The organism is Anaerobacillus sp. ABA4_114 (assembly GCF_056159065.1).
On record NZ_JBSWUM010000001.1, the window covers coordinates 2,996,030 to 3,012,533 of the forward strand.

Annotated in this window: 15 protein-coding genes and 1 pseudogene; 1 reads left to right on the plus strand and 15 read right to left on the minus strand. The window is 40.0% G+C overall.

The window, feature by feature from the left end; genetic code table 11:
• Window positions 1–66: 66 nt before the first annotated feature.
• From ACXAEY_RS15490 to ACXAEY_RS15500, 3 genes are all read right to left on the minus strand, one after another.
• Window positions 67–840 carry a metal-dependent hydrolase gene (locus tag ACXAEY_RS15490; RefSeq protein WP_474813128.1) on the minus strand — a complete coding sequence of 258 codons (774 nt, stop codon included), beginning with the start codon at window positions 838–840 and terminating at the stop codon, window positions 67–69.
• A gap of 418 nt (window positions 841–1,258) precedes the next feature.
• The gene (locus ACXAEY_RS15495) at window positions 1,259–1,447 is read right to left on the minus strand and encodes a hypothetical protein (protein ID WP_474813130.1); all 189 of its coding nucleotides are present in this window, start codon (window positions 1,445–1,447) and stop codon (window positions 1,259–1,261) included.
• A gap of 87 nt (window positions 1,448–1,534) precedes the next feature.
• A complete protein-coding gene (locus ACXAEY_RS15500) occupies window positions 1,535–2,320 on the minus strand; it encodes a GAF domain-containing protein (RefSeq protein ID WP_474813132.1) in 786 nt (261 codons plus the stop codon).
• Window positions 2,321–3,294: 974 nt separating this feature from the next.
• Here ACXAEY_RS15500 and ACXAEY_RS15505 point away from each other — a divergent pair.
• On the plus strand, window positions 3,295–3,672 hold the full coding sequence (locus tag ACXAEY_RS15505; RefSeq protein ID WP_474813134.1) for an iron chaperone: 378 nt from the start codon (window positions 3,295–3,297) through the stop codon (window positions 3,670–3,672).
• A gap of 99 nt (window positions 3,673–3,771) precedes the next feature.
• Here ACXAEY_RS15505 and ACXAEY_RS15510 read toward each other — a convergent pair whose 3' ends face one another.
• From ACXAEY_RS15510 to ACXAEY_RS15565, 12 genes and pseudogenes are all read right to left on the minus strand, one after another.
• Window positions 3,772–4,566, minus strand: coding sequence for a hypothetical protein (locus ACXAEY_RS15510; protein WP_474813136.1), 795 nt, complete (start codon window positions 4,564–4,566; stop codon window positions 3,772–3,774).
• A gap of 199 nt (window positions 4,567–4,765) precedes the next feature.
• Entirely contained in the window at window positions 4,766–5,854 is a 1,089-nt protein-coding gene (locus tag ACXAEY_RS15515) for a serine hydrolase (protein WP_474813139.1), read from the minus strand.
• Window positions 5,855–5,911: 57 nt separating this feature from the next.
• Window positions 5,912–6,393 (minus strand): annotated as a pseudogene (locus tag ACXAEY_RS15520) (DUF1643 domain-containing protein).
• A gap of 337 nt (window positions 6,394–6,730) precedes the next feature.
• Entirely contained in the window at window positions 6,731–8,734 is a 2,004-nt protein-coding gene (gene tkt, locus ACXAEY_RS15525) for a transketolase (protein ID WP_474813141.1), read from the minus strand.
• Between the two features lie 90 nt (window positions 8,735–8,824).
• Window positions 8,825–9,793 (minus strand): class II fructose-bisphosphatase, encoded by a 969-nt coding sequence (gene glpX / locus ACXAEY_RS15530; protein ID WP_474813143.1) that lies wholly within the window; start codon window positions 9,791–9,793, stop codon window positions 8,825–8,827.
• Window positions 9,794–10,089: 296 nt separating this feature from the next.
• Window positions 10,090–10,854, minus strand: coding sequence for a DeoR/GlpR family DNA-binding transcription regulator (locus ACXAEY_RS15535; protein ID WP_474813145.1), 765 nt, complete (start codon window positions 10,852–10,854; stop codon window positions 10,090–10,092).
• A 137-nt stretch (window positions 10,855–10,991) separates the two neighbouring features.
• Entirely contained in the window at window positions 10,992–11,891 is a 900-nt protein-coding gene (locus ACXAEY_RS15540) for an AEC family transporter (RefSeq protein WP_474813147.1), read from the minus strand.
• An 87-nt stretch (window positions 11,892–11,978) separates the two neighbouring features.
• Window positions 11,979–12,821 carry a phosphogluconate dehydrogenase C-terminal domain-containing protein gene (locus ACXAEY_RS15545; RefSeq protein ID WP_474813149.1) on the minus strand — a complete coding sequence of 281 codons (843 nt, stop codon included), beginning with the start codon at window positions 12,819–12,821 and terminating at the stop codon, window positions 11,979–11,981.
• The gene (locus ACXAEY_RS15550; RefSeq protein ID WP_474813150.1) at window positions 12,821–13,624 is read right to left on the minus strand and encodes a sugar phosphate isomerase/epimerase family protein; all 804 of its coding nucleotides are present in this window, start codon (window positions 13,622–13,624) and stop codon (window positions 12,821–12,823) included. Before ACXAEY_RS15550 ends, ACXAEY_RS15545 begins: the two co-directional genes overlap by 1 nt.
• 41 nt (window positions 13,625–13,665) lie before the next feature.
• A complete protein-coding gene (locus ACXAEY_RS15555) occupies window positions 13,666–14,928 on the minus strand; it encodes a TRAP transporter large permease (RefSeq protein ID WP_474813152.1) in 1,263 nt (420 codons plus the stop codon).
• A complete protein-coding gene (locus tag ACXAEY_RS15560; RefSeq protein ID WP_474813154.1) occupies window positions 14,921–15,406 on the minus strand; it encodes a TRAP transporter small permease in 486 nt (161 codons plus the stop codon). The genes ACXAEY_RS15555 and ACXAEY_RS15560 overlap by 8 nt, the downstream gene beginning before the upstream one ends.
• 59 nt (window positions 15,407–15,465) lie before the next feature.
• Window positions 15,466–16,485, minus strand: coding sequence for a TRAP transporter substrate-binding protein (locus ACXAEY_RS15565; RefSeq protein ID WP_474813156.1), 1,020 nt, complete (start codon window positions 16,483–16,485; stop codon window positions 15,466–15,468).
• Window positions 16,486–16,504: the final 19 nt, after the last annotated feature.

Genomic DNA, 16,504 nt, shown 5'->3' on the forward strand with positions numbered 1-16,504 from the left:
AGTAGTACCTTTTCAATCTCTATAGAATAAGAAATATCCACTAGTTTACATCAGAGCTTATTTCAATCACAGCTCTACTTCTTCCCCATACCCCATAACAAGAACCTTCGTATTCGTTCCCGCCAACTCATGCGCAAGCTCATCATCTCTCCCCATCATGCTTTGAACAACAGGAAATGCATCTAGCAATTTATCTAGTGTTTCAGGTTGAGCAGCTGTTTCTTTCGTAGGAAAGGTATGACTCGGAATAACCGTTTCCACATTCAATAGGTTTTTCACCGCGTACGCCGCTTCCCTAGGTCCCATGGTAAACTGACCGGAAGATGACAGAATTGCGATGTTCGGTTCATACACATCCTGGATTAGCTTCATATCCATCATGAGCGCGGTATCTCCTGAATGATAGACGGTATGGTCATCTGTAAAAGTAAACACATAACCTGCCGACTCCCCCGCATAGATCGGCGTCCCTTCTGTTTCCTTGTAGCTCGAAGTATGCTTCGCCTGTACCATCGTTGCTGCCACATCATCTAGCTGAAGCGTTCCACCGAAATTGAGTGGGTAGGCATTCTGAACACCGTCTTGCATCAAAATCATCGCTAGTTCATACTGCGCGACAACAGTACATTCCGGATTATGTACAAGCAATTTCTCAAGCCCGCTTGCATGATCGAAATGCCCATGCGTCAAAAACACCGTATCGATACTTTTCATAAATTCTTCAGTTTGATAGTCATCCGGACACCCAGGGTTCATATCAAAGAATGGATCGACCAAATACCGCTTTCCACCTTTACTTGTGAACAAGTACATCGCATGACCAAGACGAGTGAGTTTCATACGAATTCCTCCTTTGATTAATACCTTCAGACTGAAAATCCTTTTTTGGACTCGGGGACAGTTTCATTGTCCCTCCCACCTATTGTATCAACCGGGACATGGAAGCTGTCCCTACTTCCAAAGTTAATCAGGCTTTTGTTGAAAGCACCACAAACCCACATCGCAGAAATAACACCGAGGTTACAACTTCTTTTTGAGCACGTCAAACAAGAGTATAAGAAAGTAAGATTGGAGAAGAAGGTAGAGATACAGTGCAAATTTTGTTGAATGGAAGAAAAGGAGAATAAGAGATAAACTAAAATGACCTTCTTATCATAGAGAAGATCATTTTAGTTTCTTTATTTATAAAATTAGTTATTTTCTTGGTCACATGTAGAAAACGTTACACATAATTAATCAGCACAGTTCTAAAACCATTTTATAATGAGGCTTGTAGCAAGTGATTCTTCGTTGCTTTCACTAAATCTTTATTATTATTATTTTTACCTTTTGCAATTCTATCTAATTCTTCCATCTTCCTTTCGTATTGTTCCACTGTCATAATGCCTTCCTGTAAGGCCATTTTTAATGAGATTTTATGCAGGAGTAATTGATCATCTTTAACCACTTTTATCAACTCCTTTTTTATCCTTATATATAATTTAATATAGTATATGATTTATGCGAAACAAACTTTATTAATTTTTAGTGAACCTTATGACTCATCGCTAGATACTGAAACCTCGCTATAAGAAGATGTTCCCATCATTGCTATACCTCTCATGTGAACCTCCATAGCACCTTGTATGAGGGTTGCATATAGCTCCCCAATTGCAATAACTTCTTGCTTCATAGGATTTAATGCATCAATTGTGAGTACTCCCCATTCAGCAATAGGAATACAAATTATTGCCTTACATTCACTCCTACTGTCTTCATTTGGCTTCCAATCATCGTCCTCACTTACATCATCACGGATTATTGTAATCCCTTTTCTAAATGATTTACCCGCTATAGACCAATTCAAATCTAAGCGTCTTGTTCCTATATAATCTTCAGGAAATTCTGATGACCCTTTCAACAATACTAAACCAGATTCATCTTCTATCCATAACCCACACCTATGTCTATCTCCAGGTTTAAATTTAACATCACTAGATAGACCATCAATTATCCTCTGAAGAAAACCATTAATTTTACTATCTATGTCTTGAGTGTCATCAATTCTCATCGAATTTAGATCTAACATATACTTTTTAATATTTTGAAGAGCTGTGGTAACTTGGGATGCTATGTTTCTGGATTGTTCTTCACTTTTTTCCATTTCTCTTAGATTATCTTGTAAACATATTAGCCGGTTCTCTTTTCCCAATGCATCTGAGAACCTTTTTGCACCAAGTACAATCCACCATACCATAATCCCCATACCCACTAGCATGATTAAAGAGGCAGTTGTAAAGAACCATGATGGTAAATTTTCAAAAAGCTCTTTTGGAAACATAAGAATACCTCTCAAACAATACTTATTTTGTTCAAGATATTACTTCTATATAATCCCCCAATCACCTTCCATTATTTTGAAAAAATTTTTTGTTTTTTTAAGCGAAAAGATCCCAAATAAGCCACTTTCTGAAAGATGGATTAGATTATTTTATTAGTTTTTCAGTGAAAAATCCTCTTAACCCTTGCTCTAATTCTATTTCTGCAAAATAAAAACTTACTTCCGATTAGTTGTTCATCTTCAACCTCACTTTAAACCCAACATTTCTAAATAGACATCAAATGTTCCATGAAGTCGTGCTTCCATATGTTCACTTTTACCAGCTTGATTTATTCATTTATAAATAGTCTACATCCCACTGAAAACTTCTCTGAGTTCTTCTTCTGACACCCAAAATTCTTAACAACTCTTTTTAAACCGTTCAAATAGCACTGAATTATTATGCTATGTTCGCACAATTGCTTAATCCGAGGGTAAATTTTAGATTATTTTCTTCATGGAACTAGTGGATGTTGGGACGGGATCATTGTGCCTCACCTATTGTATCAGCTGGGACATGGAACCTGTCCCTACGTCCCACGTTGTACTTCGATCTAACCCTTCCATCAAGTCATAATAAAAAACGCTCAAATGTCTGAGCGTTCCTGGATCGTCCTTTAGTAATTTGTTTGTTCCATTAAGTATGAATATGAACTACCACAACTACTTCTTCTTCCTCCTAAAACTACTGAACGCTAAAAAGAGTACAAAGAAAACAGCAATCCAGAAAGCAGTATCCACGCTACCCCACCTTTTAATCGTTGATTTACTTTATATACGATTGAAAAAGGATTTTGTTTCACCACTTCATCAGCTTCTCAAAAAATCACACCATCTCTACTAATAAGAAGACTTCTTTGATTCTTTTAAGTAAAATAAGTATGACAAGTATTTATAAAAGAAATGAAAAAACCTACTGAAAAGGGGGATTACCATTGCAATACGAGGTAGACACACCAGAACAATATTTCGAAGCGCTAGAAGACGATTGGAGAAAAGACAAGCTGCTGAAGATCAGACAGTTCATTTTACAAAGCGGACCTGAACTTCAAGAAGGCATTCAATACAAAATGCTTTGTTACGGCGATGAGTCATTCAATCTCTTTCATCTAAACGCACAGAAATCTTACGTTAGTCTGTATGTAGGTAATGTAGAGAAAATCGAGAATGCCAAACAGCTCCTTAACGGGTTGGACTATGGTAAGGGCTGTGTGCGTATCAAAAAATCTGTGACGTTAGATGACAGCGGGCTTGAGGATTTTGTGAAGAAAACGATTGAAACATGGAAGGCCGGCAAAGACACTTCTTGTTAATGTGGTAAACGACAAAATCTGAAGAGCCCGGAATGGCACCATGCCTCCAGGCTCTTCTTTTTTCTATCTTCTATTCACTCTCCATCACAACCTCATCCATCACCAACTCATCACCCACTCCGAAATCGTTACCGGCAACTTTCCTTTGTACTCTGGATCGTTCGAGTGATAACGAATCACATCAGAATCCGTCACAGCAGCATAAACATACTGCTCGTTGATCATGATGATTCCGCCATTTGAAGCCGCGATTCCTCTCACAAAGCCTTTTATCACTTTTGTTTCAAGTCCATCGTGATCTTCAACTTCCATATAGACATTGAAATTATTTAAATACAGCTCATAGTCGTTCCCAACCACATCTTTAAAAAGTTGATCTTCTGATTCAGAGAGAACGCCTTGCTCGATGAGATCTGTCTCGATCTTCACATCCCCTCGCTCATACTCTCCGTTGAAGAACGTTCCGACACCACCCCAGATCATGCATTCATCACTTTGTTCGATCGTGATGAGGTCCTCTGAAAAATGAAACGTAAGCTCACAATCGATTTCAGACGTCTTGAATGTTGCACTGTCCCCTGAAATCACCGCCTCCCCTTCCATACCCCCAACATTCGCACCTGCGATGACATTCAGCGTGAATCGAAAACGCTCTTCCGTTACGTCTAGTATGTTGAGATGTCCCGTGTAATGGAGGATGTTCCTAGTCCATTTGCCTGTTAAGTCACCTGGCTTCACTTCAACAGCTGGTTCTAAGGTTTCCTCTTCCACTCGCTCATTTTCCTCGACCTCAGACACCGCAGGTACTGATTCATCATCTAAAAACTGATCAACCACAAACCCTCCCACTCCAACTAGTAAAACAATAAGCAAAACAACGAGCGTTTTTTTCAACGACCACTTCCTCCTTCCACCATAGCTCTATTAAAGCTATGTACCTCACCAACGAAAATGCAGGTCTCATGGATTCCAAGGATAAAATAGTTCTTTATACCTTTCACCTCCATTACCTGTTTTACAAGTACCAGTAGGTTTTGTAAGATGAAAGCTACTTCAATCGCAAAAAAGATGGTCCAGCACAATGCCAGACCATCTAGTTCCTATTCCCTAACTTATGAATTGCTCTCTCTCTAAACGGACGATCTTCCACCATCGCCTTCAAGAAATCATGAAAAACATTCCGAATCCACAACAACTCATACCGCTTCTCATCTTGAACGAACACTGAAAGCGCGACAGAATCTTCACCATCACGTTGATACATCGCCGACGTAAGCGTAAACGCCGTGGATCCTCCCTTAAACCAGCGTCGCTTTCCGCTCTCGCTTGCTCCTCCTAGGATGCGGTCAATTAATCCCTTGTCATCGACCGATAAATCATCCGAATCCCCTACTCGCATCATGAAGGTTGCGTATTGCTCGGTTGTAGAAGAAGGCAACTTGTCCATCAGAACGCGCTGAATGGTCATGTCGTTGATGGTCGATAATTCCTTGAGATAAGGTGCCGCCTTTTCGTTCAACACGTTATGTAACATCGTATTGGCTAAGCTCTCGAATTCATGCTGCTCCATCTCTTTCATTGCCTGGGCAATCTGACCTTTCTTCCATCCATGCTCAACCTTTAAATAAGCAGGAACCAACATCGCTGAACTGATCGCATAGATCGGTGAATGAGGATTGAGCTCGTACTTCGTAAGCGTGTGATTGATACGATTAGCTCCTAACGTATGAAAAAGAAAATCCGTACATGCATTCGAGCTAAACTGCATCATCCCCTGTGCGATTTGAAACAGGGTAACTTCTTCTCCAATGTTATGCTCTTTCTTCCATTTTGGATGAGCTCCTCCATCCGTATTCTCGAAATAGAGGGCGTTTAGATCCTCTACTTTAACCTTCTCATCAAGCATCACTTTCTTTTCTCTTACCGCTTCAACGAACGTTAGAAGGTAGATTAACTTAACGGTACTCGCTAGCGGCATTTCTTTCTTTTCGTTGAAGGTGAGCAGCTTACGCTTGTTTTCTAGTAACGTTACTGAGCAGGCGTCTCTGTGCTCCTCGATGTAGGTGAGGAGGTCTTCTTTTGTTTTTGATGCGTTTTTCTTTTTTACGAAAAGTAGCATGAAAATAGGGGTAATGATCAAGAGGATCAGCACCCCTACAATAAGTGTGAATAGTAGTTTCATAATAAACTCCTTTTTATCTGAGAACATAAATCAGAATGTTATTAGTTTATAGTTGGGTTAGTAACGAAGCCATTCCCTTAAAGACTCGGTGCGCTTTACAAAAAGTGGGTGTCTCGGTGCTCCGCTCTTGGTTGTTCCGAGGCACCACAACCGAGCATCTTCTTGATGAGCTAACCGAATAAAGTGGTCTACTCGTTTCTTCCTTGCATTCACTCCCCAAGCACATATGATATCTTTGTGTTCTAGTAATAGGTTCATTAAGTAGTCATCATTTTCAAGCCCAATCGGGTCATTGTGAACCCATAACTCTCTTGGCTTTGTCGCTCGCAGTGCATATAAATTTGCAACTTTTATTCCAGCATTCCCCAATCTCTACCAAATGTTATACAACGTCGAATCGTTGGGTCATCTTTTTCTGCATCTGCGGTTGAAGAGTTTAACATAATAAAAAGTGCTGGACCGAATTGAGGCTGTTCTACTTCAGAAGGTCTTTCAAGAACATATCGATAACTTCCACACGAACTTATAATTGCTCCCATTTTTAAGCCTCCCTATGAGAATGTACGCAACCTCTTCCATCATGCTTTGCTCACCTTTCCTATTCCCCTCTTTTTCTCTTTGAGTGGCACCCCTCTCTCAGTACTTGATGTTACGTTTCACAATGGATCCTTTTCTCAGTCACATTGTTTAGTAACCCCAACCCAACTCCCACCATTTTACAATCCCTGTCAATATAGTAATTTCACATCTATTTGAAAATCCCTTTGCTCTTTTATGAAATGTCGGTAAACAGTGATAAATAAAAAAAGCCTAGTATGGAAACCTACCACACTAAGCTCCAATCAAGAATCGAATAGCAGGGTGCTAATGGGACTCTTAAAGAAGTTTTTTAAATTGAGCTACAACATTTTCAACTGTGAAACCATATTCTTCGATAAGTTTGTCTCCAGGTGCGGATGCGCCAAATTGATCAATCGCTAACACGGACCCGTTGTCACCGACATAGTGACTCCAGCCTAATGAAGCACCCATCTCAATACCAAGGCGTGCCTGCACATGCTTTGGAATAACGCTTTCTTTATATTCTGGTGATTGCGTTTCAAAACGGTCCCAGGAAGGCATACTCACAACGGAAACATGAATGGATTCTAGTGCCAACATTTTTTGCGCCTCAACCGCTAATGAAACTTCAGATCCAGAAGCTAAAAGAAGACCAGCGATTTCACCTTTCCCTTCCGAAATCACATATGCACCTCTTTTCAAACCTTCATAAGCCTTTTCCTCAGCAGCAAGCGTGGGTAATCCCTGTCTCGTAAGAATGAGAGCAGTTGGCTGATCCTTACTTTCTACAGCAAGCTTCCATGCTGCAGTTGTTTCATTTCCATCCGCTGGTCTGATTGTACATAGTCCCGGCAAGGCACGTAATGATGCTAACTGTTCGATAGGTTCATGCGTTGGGCCATCTTCACCGACCGCAATACTATCATGCGTAAACACATACGTAACAGGCAGTTTCATTAAAGCTGAAAGACGGATCGCTGGACGAAGATAGTCTGAGAATACAAAAAATGTTGCTCCGAAGACTTTTACTCCTCCGTGTAAAGCCATCCCATTGAGCGCTGCACCCATACCGAATTCACGAACGCCAAACCAGATGTTTCGCCCACGATAATTCGCATGAGTAAAATCAACTTCTTCTTTAATAAGCGTCTTATTAGATGAAGCTAAGTCTGCCGAGCCTCCAAATAGCTGAGGAGTATGTTTCGCTATCGCATTCAATGCTTCACCACTTGAAGCGCGCGTAGCCAGCGTATCTTCCCCAACCTTATAAGAAGGAACAGCAGCATCCCATCCCTCTGGAAGCTCACCATTCATAGCGGTTATTAATTCTTTTGCAAGATCTGGATAAGCTTTTTCATAATGAGAAAAGATTTCATTCCACGATTTTTCCTTTGCTTCCTGGGATTTTTTCAATTCTGCAAAAAATGATCTTACTTCTTCTGGAATATAAAACTCTTCCTCATACGGCCATTTGTAATGTTCTTTTACTAATTGAATTTCATCTTTTCCAAGTGGAGCACCATGTGAAGATGACTTTCCGCTTTTATTGGGAGAACCATAGCCGATCATGGTTTTCACTTCAATTAAAGTCGGTTGTTTCGTATTCGCTTTCGCTTCTGTAATCGCATTCTCGATCGCTTCTAAATCATTTCCATCTTCCACTCGGATGACCTGCCAATTATAAGCCTTGAAGCGTTCTTCTACACTTTCACTAAATGACCGATCAAGGTCGCCATCAAGGGAGATATCGTTTGAGTCATACATCACAATCAGTTTGCCTAACTTTAGATGACCTGCCAATGAAGCTGCTTCAGCTGAAACACCTTCCATCAAATCCCCGTCTCCGCAAATGCTGTAGGTATAGTGATCGATCAAATTAAACGCTTCACGATTATATGTTGCTGCGAGGTGTTCTTCTGCCATCGCCATTCCGACTGCCATCGCAATCCCTTGTCCTAATGGTCCCGTTGTTGCATCGACGCCTGGTGTATGATCAAATTCAGGATGTCCAGGCGTCTTGCTTCCCCACTGGCGGAATTCTTTCAAGTCATCCATCGAAACGTCATAACCAGTTAAATGCAGCAAGCTATAGAGGAGCATAGAACCATGGCCAGCTGACAATACAAAGCGATCACGATTAAACCAATTCGGGTTACTAGGATTATAATTCATAAACTTCGTCCAGAGGGTATACGCCATTGGCGCGGCCCCCATCGGCATACCGGGGTGTCCGGAACCTGCATGTTCAATTGCATCGATTGAAAGAGTTCTAATGGTATGAATGGATAGCTGGTCAATAGTTACTGGTGATTCGATCATCATCATTCCTCCTAATAGTCTGGGTTTTATATGATTATCTAGTAAACTGCTAGGGTCTTTTAACTAGTGATCGTTATCACTACAACAAACTTACATTTCGCTTGTAATAAATTGCATGTTCATTTCATTCTTGAAGGATGAAACGAGTGAATGTGTCTCCAATTTCCCATTTGCTTTTTTCTCTACACCTTTTAACAAATGACCATTTGTGATACCTGTTCCAACAAAAAAGCAATTTTCCGTTTTGACGAGATCATCGAGTCTTAGTGCTACTTCTGGATTTGTAATCCCCATTTTTATACAACGATCAATCTCTCCTTGGTTTTGAGGAACGAGCCTCGCTTGAAAATCTCCGCCAAGGCATTTTAACGCAACCGCTGCTATAACCCCTTCTGGTGCTCCGCCAGTGCCAACCAAAAGGTCGACATTCTGATGGTCGATTGCTGTTGAGATAGCACCCGTTATATCTACGTCGGAGAATAATTTTACTCGGGCTCCTGACTCGAATACCTGTTTCATTAAGTACTCATGCCTAGGTCGATCCTGGATCATGACTGTTAGGTCTCTCATATCTTTTCCTAATGCCCTTGCGACTGCTGCCATATTTTCTGTTAACGGAGCATTAATATCGATACAGCCTTTTGCTTTCGGACCTACCGCAATTTTTTCCATATACATATCAGGAGCATGAAGTAAGCTGCCTTTTTCTGCTGCAGCGATAACAACTAATGAATGATCCTGACCGGTTGCCATCAATGTTGTCCCTTCAACAGGATCGACTGCTATATCGATGTCAGGACCATATCCTGTTCCTACGTCTTCCCCGATATACAACATTGGTGCTTCATCCATTTCCCCTTCACCGATTACAATTTGGGCGTTCATCGGAATCGTGTTTAATTGATTCCGCATTGCTTCCGTTGCGGCTCCGTCCGATTCGATTTTATTCCCTCTTCCGATCCACGGATAGCAAGCAACGGCTGCTTTCTGTGTCACGAGAAGAAATTCATCTGTTAAGAGCTGAATCGCATTCACCTTTTGGTTATTCATAATAGCCATCAAAATCCCTCCAGATTTTCAGATTACATGTCACTCTATTTCAATGAATGAAAACACCAACATTGCTCATTTAGGTTAAAAAACTTGATGAGAGGCTGTAGTGGAAATCTAACTTTCGATTATTTTCATTTTATTATATTTAATATTATAATTCTACACTTTTCTTTTAATTATTTTCATTTATTTTTATTTGTTTGCTTTCGATAGTTACAAAATGCTAAAAAAAGCTTTCAGTTGGAATCGCACCAACCTGAAAGCTTTTTATCTTTACCTTTTTTTAGAAACGCTAAGGTTTTCTACATATATTCAATATTGAACTCTTTCAATTTCTCAGCAGCTTCTTTAGGAATATCATCATCTGTAATAATCATGTGTATGTCGTGTAGAGCTGCGAATGAAGCGATAGACTTCTTGTTAAACTTCGTATGATCAAGGAGCGCAACAACACGATTTGAAGCATTCACCATCATTTTCTTCAACTCGACTTCATACATGTTAAAATCCGTAAGTCCATTTTCAAAGTCAAAGCCGCTGGCGGAAGTAAACATCGTATCGATATTAATCTTGTTTAATAGATCTCCGGAGATTGTACTTTCTAACGCACTTGAACCCGCTCTTAAGACTCCGCCGATTACAATGACGATAAAGTCTGGATTATCACGAAGTTCTAATGCTGTATAAATGCCATTCGTTACGATTGTTAAACGTTTTGGCGAATGTTTTATTTTTCTCGCAAGCTCAAGTCCAGTCGAACTTGCATCAATTAAGATGCACTGATTTTCCTCGATTAATTGCTCCGCCTTCGTACTGATGTAATGCTTTTCTGCTTTGTTAACTTTCTCTCTAACTGAAAAATTAACCTTATTATCCTCTAGATCATTTAATACAGCCCCACCGTGCGTCCGCTTTAAGAAACCGCCTTTCTCCATATCCTTTAAATCATTTCTTAGGGTAGCCTCAGATACCTCTAATTCTTTCGATAATTCCTTAACCGTTATTCTTTGTTGATTTCCTAGCAGCTCAAGAATTTTGTTCCGTCTTTCTTCCATAAACAACTTCACCGTAGTACCACCTTCTTAACGTTTTCATTACCTCATAGTACCACAAAGCCATCTGTTTATGAAAGTAAATAAAAACAAACGAAAGAAATTCCGAAAACCCTTCGTTTAAATCCTTATGAATCGATCATGCGCTATCCTTAATGCACGACGTTTAAAAGCACCGTTATAGTAAAGACACTTACCACGGTAGACACCAAGGTAATACTTGAGACCAAATTTGGTTCTGTCTTATATTGTAATGCGAATAACACCGTCGTTGCAGCGGAAGGCATTGCACTAGCAACGATTAGGACCTTTCTTAATAAGGGGTCTAAGTCCATGATAAATACGGTGATCACATAGGCAGCAATCGGTGAAAGGATCATACGCATTGTAATTCCATATGAAATTTCAGACCATTGAAATTCCTTAAGCTTAAGGTTAGCTAGCTGCATTCCCAGTACCACCATAACAAGTGGGATTGCAGCATCCCCCACTAGCGCAATAACAGATAGTAAGTTTTCACCAATCGTGATATTACTTATGTTTAATATTAAAGCAGCGAATAAAGCATACGTCGGCGGCATTTCAAATACTGATTTAATCGCCGTCAAGATTCCCTCTTTCCCTTTAGCCGCATAGTAAACTCCAAAAAAGTTCATGATGATTTGTTGGAGAACCATAAAGATAACCGCTAAGGCAAACGCTTCTTCTCCAAACGCAAAAAGAATGATTGGAGTACCATAATTTCCAGCGTTCATAAATGCCGTTGATAAAATTAAGCCATTTTCCATTGAGGCTGTATGTCTTTTGATACGGGCATAAACTTTATTAATAAGCACGAGTGTTGCTAATAAAATAAATGAAAAAACAACCATTTGAAAATACGTTTTATCCAAGTTCGCTTTATAAATTGTATTAAAAACCAAACATGGAATTAAAACATATAAGGCAACAGTTGAGATCGAGGTAATATCTAAATTTTTCCACTTTTGAATCACATACCCAAACCCAAATATAAGTAAAACCGGTAGCATCACACTAATAAAGATCTGCATATCCTACTCCTTTTCGCGAAAAAGCTTTAAAAAAGCAATGTACAGCAGAAAACGAAGCTGTACATTGCTCGAAATGGCTTGTGGCAATTATGCCTGTTGTGTTTGGAGCATCTTCTTTAACACATTATCTAATTCTTCCTTCTCAAATACATCTTTCCAATCCGATCTGAAAATCTTTTCCTTTCCATAATCAATCGCAATTTGACATGCATCTGAAAATGGATTTGTTCCACGGAAGGCTACCGCTAAGCCAATTTGGATATGGCCTAGAAGAAATGATCTTGCGGCGGGCTCTGGAATACCCATTTTTACTACTTCATCTAGCGTTTCTTTTAAGATAACAGCTGTCGTACATGCTACAACTTCTGCTGCTGTCGGCTCAAGTATCGCCATTTGTTCAACTGTAATACGATGACAAGTTTCAACAGGCGCATACATATCAATTGCAACCTGCTCACCGATGCTGTACTTCTCTTCTTCTCCATGGAATAATGCAGCCACGATATCTTGTTTTGCTGCAACGCCACCAAATGCATCTTCATGCTCTTCCCGAGTGAATTTTTCTACAAATACAGAAGGGTGGCATGGGTGTGCAACTACATAAGTTATCTCGTTTTTCAATTCTAATTCATTCGCGTACGCAGCAGCAGGGTCTAGTGTTAAAAGAACTGCGCCGCTTTTCATATTCGGAACAACATCTCGAGAGATTCTTCCTAATAATACATCAGGAACTGCAAGAATAACGACGTCACTTTGCTTCACTGCTTCTTCTGTATCCGCAACCTCAAAACCCCGTTCTTGAATCGACTGAATTCCAGTTTCGGATTTTTCACAGAACAACAAGTTGTATTCTTTATGTTTTGCAAGGTTATTTGTGACTCTTGTACCCATCTTTCCGCCTGCACCAATTACTGAAACTGTTAAGCTCACTATATATTCCTCCTCAAGTAGTCCATGCTCATTTTTATCCACTCTTTTTCGGTCTGGATCGTCTTCTCAATTGTTTCGTCGAAATTAACCCATAGTTCAATAATCGTATTAAATTCTTTCTTACTCTTACGAAGAACACTACGATACATATAATCGAAATCTAATAAACCTTCTCCTAATGGAGCGCCGCTATAATAAAACCCAACCCATCCCTCGTTACGTTTGAAGGCAAAATCCTTAACATGAAGATTCACTACGTATGAAGCCGTTTTATCAATGACGTCTTTAGGAAGTTCTAATGCAGCTACAGTATTAGCTGGATCTAAGCAAATACCTATGTATGAACTATCAATTCGTTTAATCAAATCAACCAATTGATCTGTTTTGATTTGTTCATACGTTTCAAGCCCAAGCGTCACCCCTGCTGTTTGAAAGTCTTCTAACACTTCTTCAATCCACTGAACAGCTTGATCAAGATTAGCAGGTGTGAAATCCTTACTGAAATACATTGATCGCAGCAATGTAACATTTAATTTTTTGGCAAGGGCAAGGTACTTTTTCAATATAGCCGGATGAATGCCTCGCGTCCCAAGCTCGAGCTCGAGCCCGAGCGACCTTGCATAGGAAGCAATGTCAGCTAACTCTTCATCGTTCATTTCTTCGATCGGTGGATAATCACAGATTTGAAAGACATCTCCACCATACTTCTTTGTTTCTTTCAGCATGTCTTTTAACGACACCTTCTTATCAGCTAACTCTGACCATTGCCAGAAAAAAGCATAAGTACTTAATCCGATTTTCATGAAACTCTCCTCTTCTATTCACAGGTTCGTAATGTCACGACTTATAGAAAAAGCATGGTTAGCTGAGGAATAAAGCTGATCAATAACAAGTCAACAATCAGAACCACAAAGAACCAAATTAATGCTTTCGCGAGCTTTTCTAACTTAACATTTGCAATTTGAGCTGCGATAAATAAGTTAACCCCTACTGGCGGTGTACACATACCTAGTGCAAGGTTCACAACCATGATAATTCCAAAATGGACAGGATCAATTCCCATGCTAATTGCAACTGGTGTTAGGATTGGAGCTAAGATAATAATAGAAGCGCTCGTTTCCATAAACATTCCAACGATAATCAACAACAGGTTAATTAATAGAAGGAATACGATTGGATTACTACTGAGTTCTACGAAGAAATCGGTGACTTGCGCTGGAATTCCTTCTCGACTAAGAATCAACCCAAACAAACCTGCAAACGCAATGATGCTCATCACGATTGATGTTGTTATGGCCGCTTCACTTAATGCCTTCATCAGCACTTTAGGCGTAATTTTCCGATAAACAAAAACACCGATAATAAAAGCATAAACAACAGCCACCGCAGCAGCTTCCGTTGGAGTAAAGATGCCGCCATAGATTCCGCCAAGTATAATCACAGGCATCAATAGGGCTAGCCCAGCACTCTTGAATCCGTCCCATCTTTCTTTAAATGTTGCTTTGTCGTCACTAGGATAGCCTCTGCGTACGGCAATAAAGTAAACCAGTATTAGTAAACTGACGGCTATTAAGACACCCGGTAATATACCGGCTATAAATAAATCGCCAATTGATGTTCCAGTCGCAACACCAAAAACGATTAAAGGAACACTCGGTGGAATAATGACACCTAGTTCGCCTGAAACCGCAGAAATGGATCCAGCAAAGTTACGATCGTAGCCCTTTTTGATCATCGCTGGAATCAAAATTCCACCAATTGCAGCTGTTGTTGCTGCACTCGAACCTGAGATTGCCGAGAAAAACATGGCTGTAACAACAGCGACCATCCCAAGACCGCCTTTAAAATGCCCCGTTAAGGTATTAGCAAACCTTATTAATCTCTCAGAAATGCCTCCGACTTCCATTAATTTACCGGCTAGAACAAAGAATGGTACAGCCATTAACGGAAAGGAGTCAATTGAAGTAAACGCTCTCTGAACCAATATTAATAGTGGAATATCCCCAGTCCACCAAACAGCTGCAGCCGAAGCTAACCCTAAGGCAATCGCAATCGGAACGCCGAGCAGAAAAAATACTAGGAGAGAACCAAATAACAAACTAGCCATTTCGATTCACCCCTTTGAACAATTCGATTACTACGACACCTGCGTTAAGTGCCATTAACAATGCGCCTATTGGAATGGATGCATATGGAATGGACATCGGGATTTGCATGGCAGGTGAATTCTGGATTTGAACTTTATCGATCATCTCCATCCCTACAAAAATTAACATGACAGAGAAAACAATACAGATGAGATTCACGATTATTTTCAGCCACTTTGTTAATGCCCCTGGGATAAATTCATGGATCACTTCAACAGAAATCAACCCTTGATGTCGTAATGCAACTGCTGCACCTAGAAATACCGCATAGATCGATAAATATCTAGCTAACTCTTCAGACCATGATAATGAGGTACTCAAGACAAACCTCGAAAAAACCTGAGCGATAATGACAGCAGCCATGACCCCTGTCAATAATCCGATTATAATTAAGATGACTTTATTAATCTGGTCCATTACTTTAACGAAAGATAGCATACATCACCTTCTTACTAAAGGGTAGAGAAGCTCTACCCTTTCATTGATAGCCAAGATCATTAGTTACTTTCAACAATCTGGTTGTATAAGTCTTCTACATCTTTCTTGTGTTTGTCCACTACTGGTTGAACAGCTTCCTTAAATGGTGCCTTATCTACTTCGTTAAACTTCATTCCAGCTTCTTTAAGTTCCTCGATATATTTCTCTTCGTTTTCATCACCAACCGTATAATTCTCTTCTTGTGCTGCTTTCGCTGCATCAAGAAGAATCTGCTGGTCTTCTTCAGACAGTCCATTCCAAATACCTTGATTGATCATCATGGCTGTTGGAGAATAAACGTGCCCAGTAAGAGATACATAATCTTGTACTTCATTAAGTTTTGAAGAGTAAATGATAGAAGTAGGGTTTTCCTGTCCATCAATCACACCCTGTTGAAGAGATGTGAACACCTCTCCCCATGCCATTGGCGTCGCATCTGCTCCAAGTTTATTAAACGCTTCCTGGTGAGATTTCACTTCCATCGTTCTGATCTTTAGCCCTTCTAAATCCTCAGGTGTTTCAATCGGATGCTGACTGTTCGTAATATGACGGAAACCATTTTCTCCCCATGTAAGAAGTTTAAAGTTTTGATCACTTAACTTATCAGCTAATTCTTCACCAACAAGTCCATTCATCACACTTCGAGCATGCTCTTTATCTTCGAAAATAAATGGTAAGTCGACTACCGATACTTCAGGAACAAAGTTAGCGATGACACCAGTCGAAGTCCAAACACCTTCTAGCGTGCCGATGTTTACTGCCTCAACCATCTCTCGTTCTCCACCCATCTCACTGTTAAAGTGCAGATGTACTTCTACATTGTCTGTATTGGCTTCAACTTCCTCTTTGAATTTATTTAATGCAGCTGCAAATACAGAGTCTTCCGTTTGAGTTGTTCCCATATTTATCGTGGTAGCATCAGAACTGCCGGATCCTGATTCACCTTCATCAGAAGAGGCCTCGTTTGCTCCTCCTCCGCATGCAGCCAATACCATTAAACTGAAAACTATTAAAAACATTAATTTAAAAGATTTAATCATCTGTCTACCCCCTGTAAAT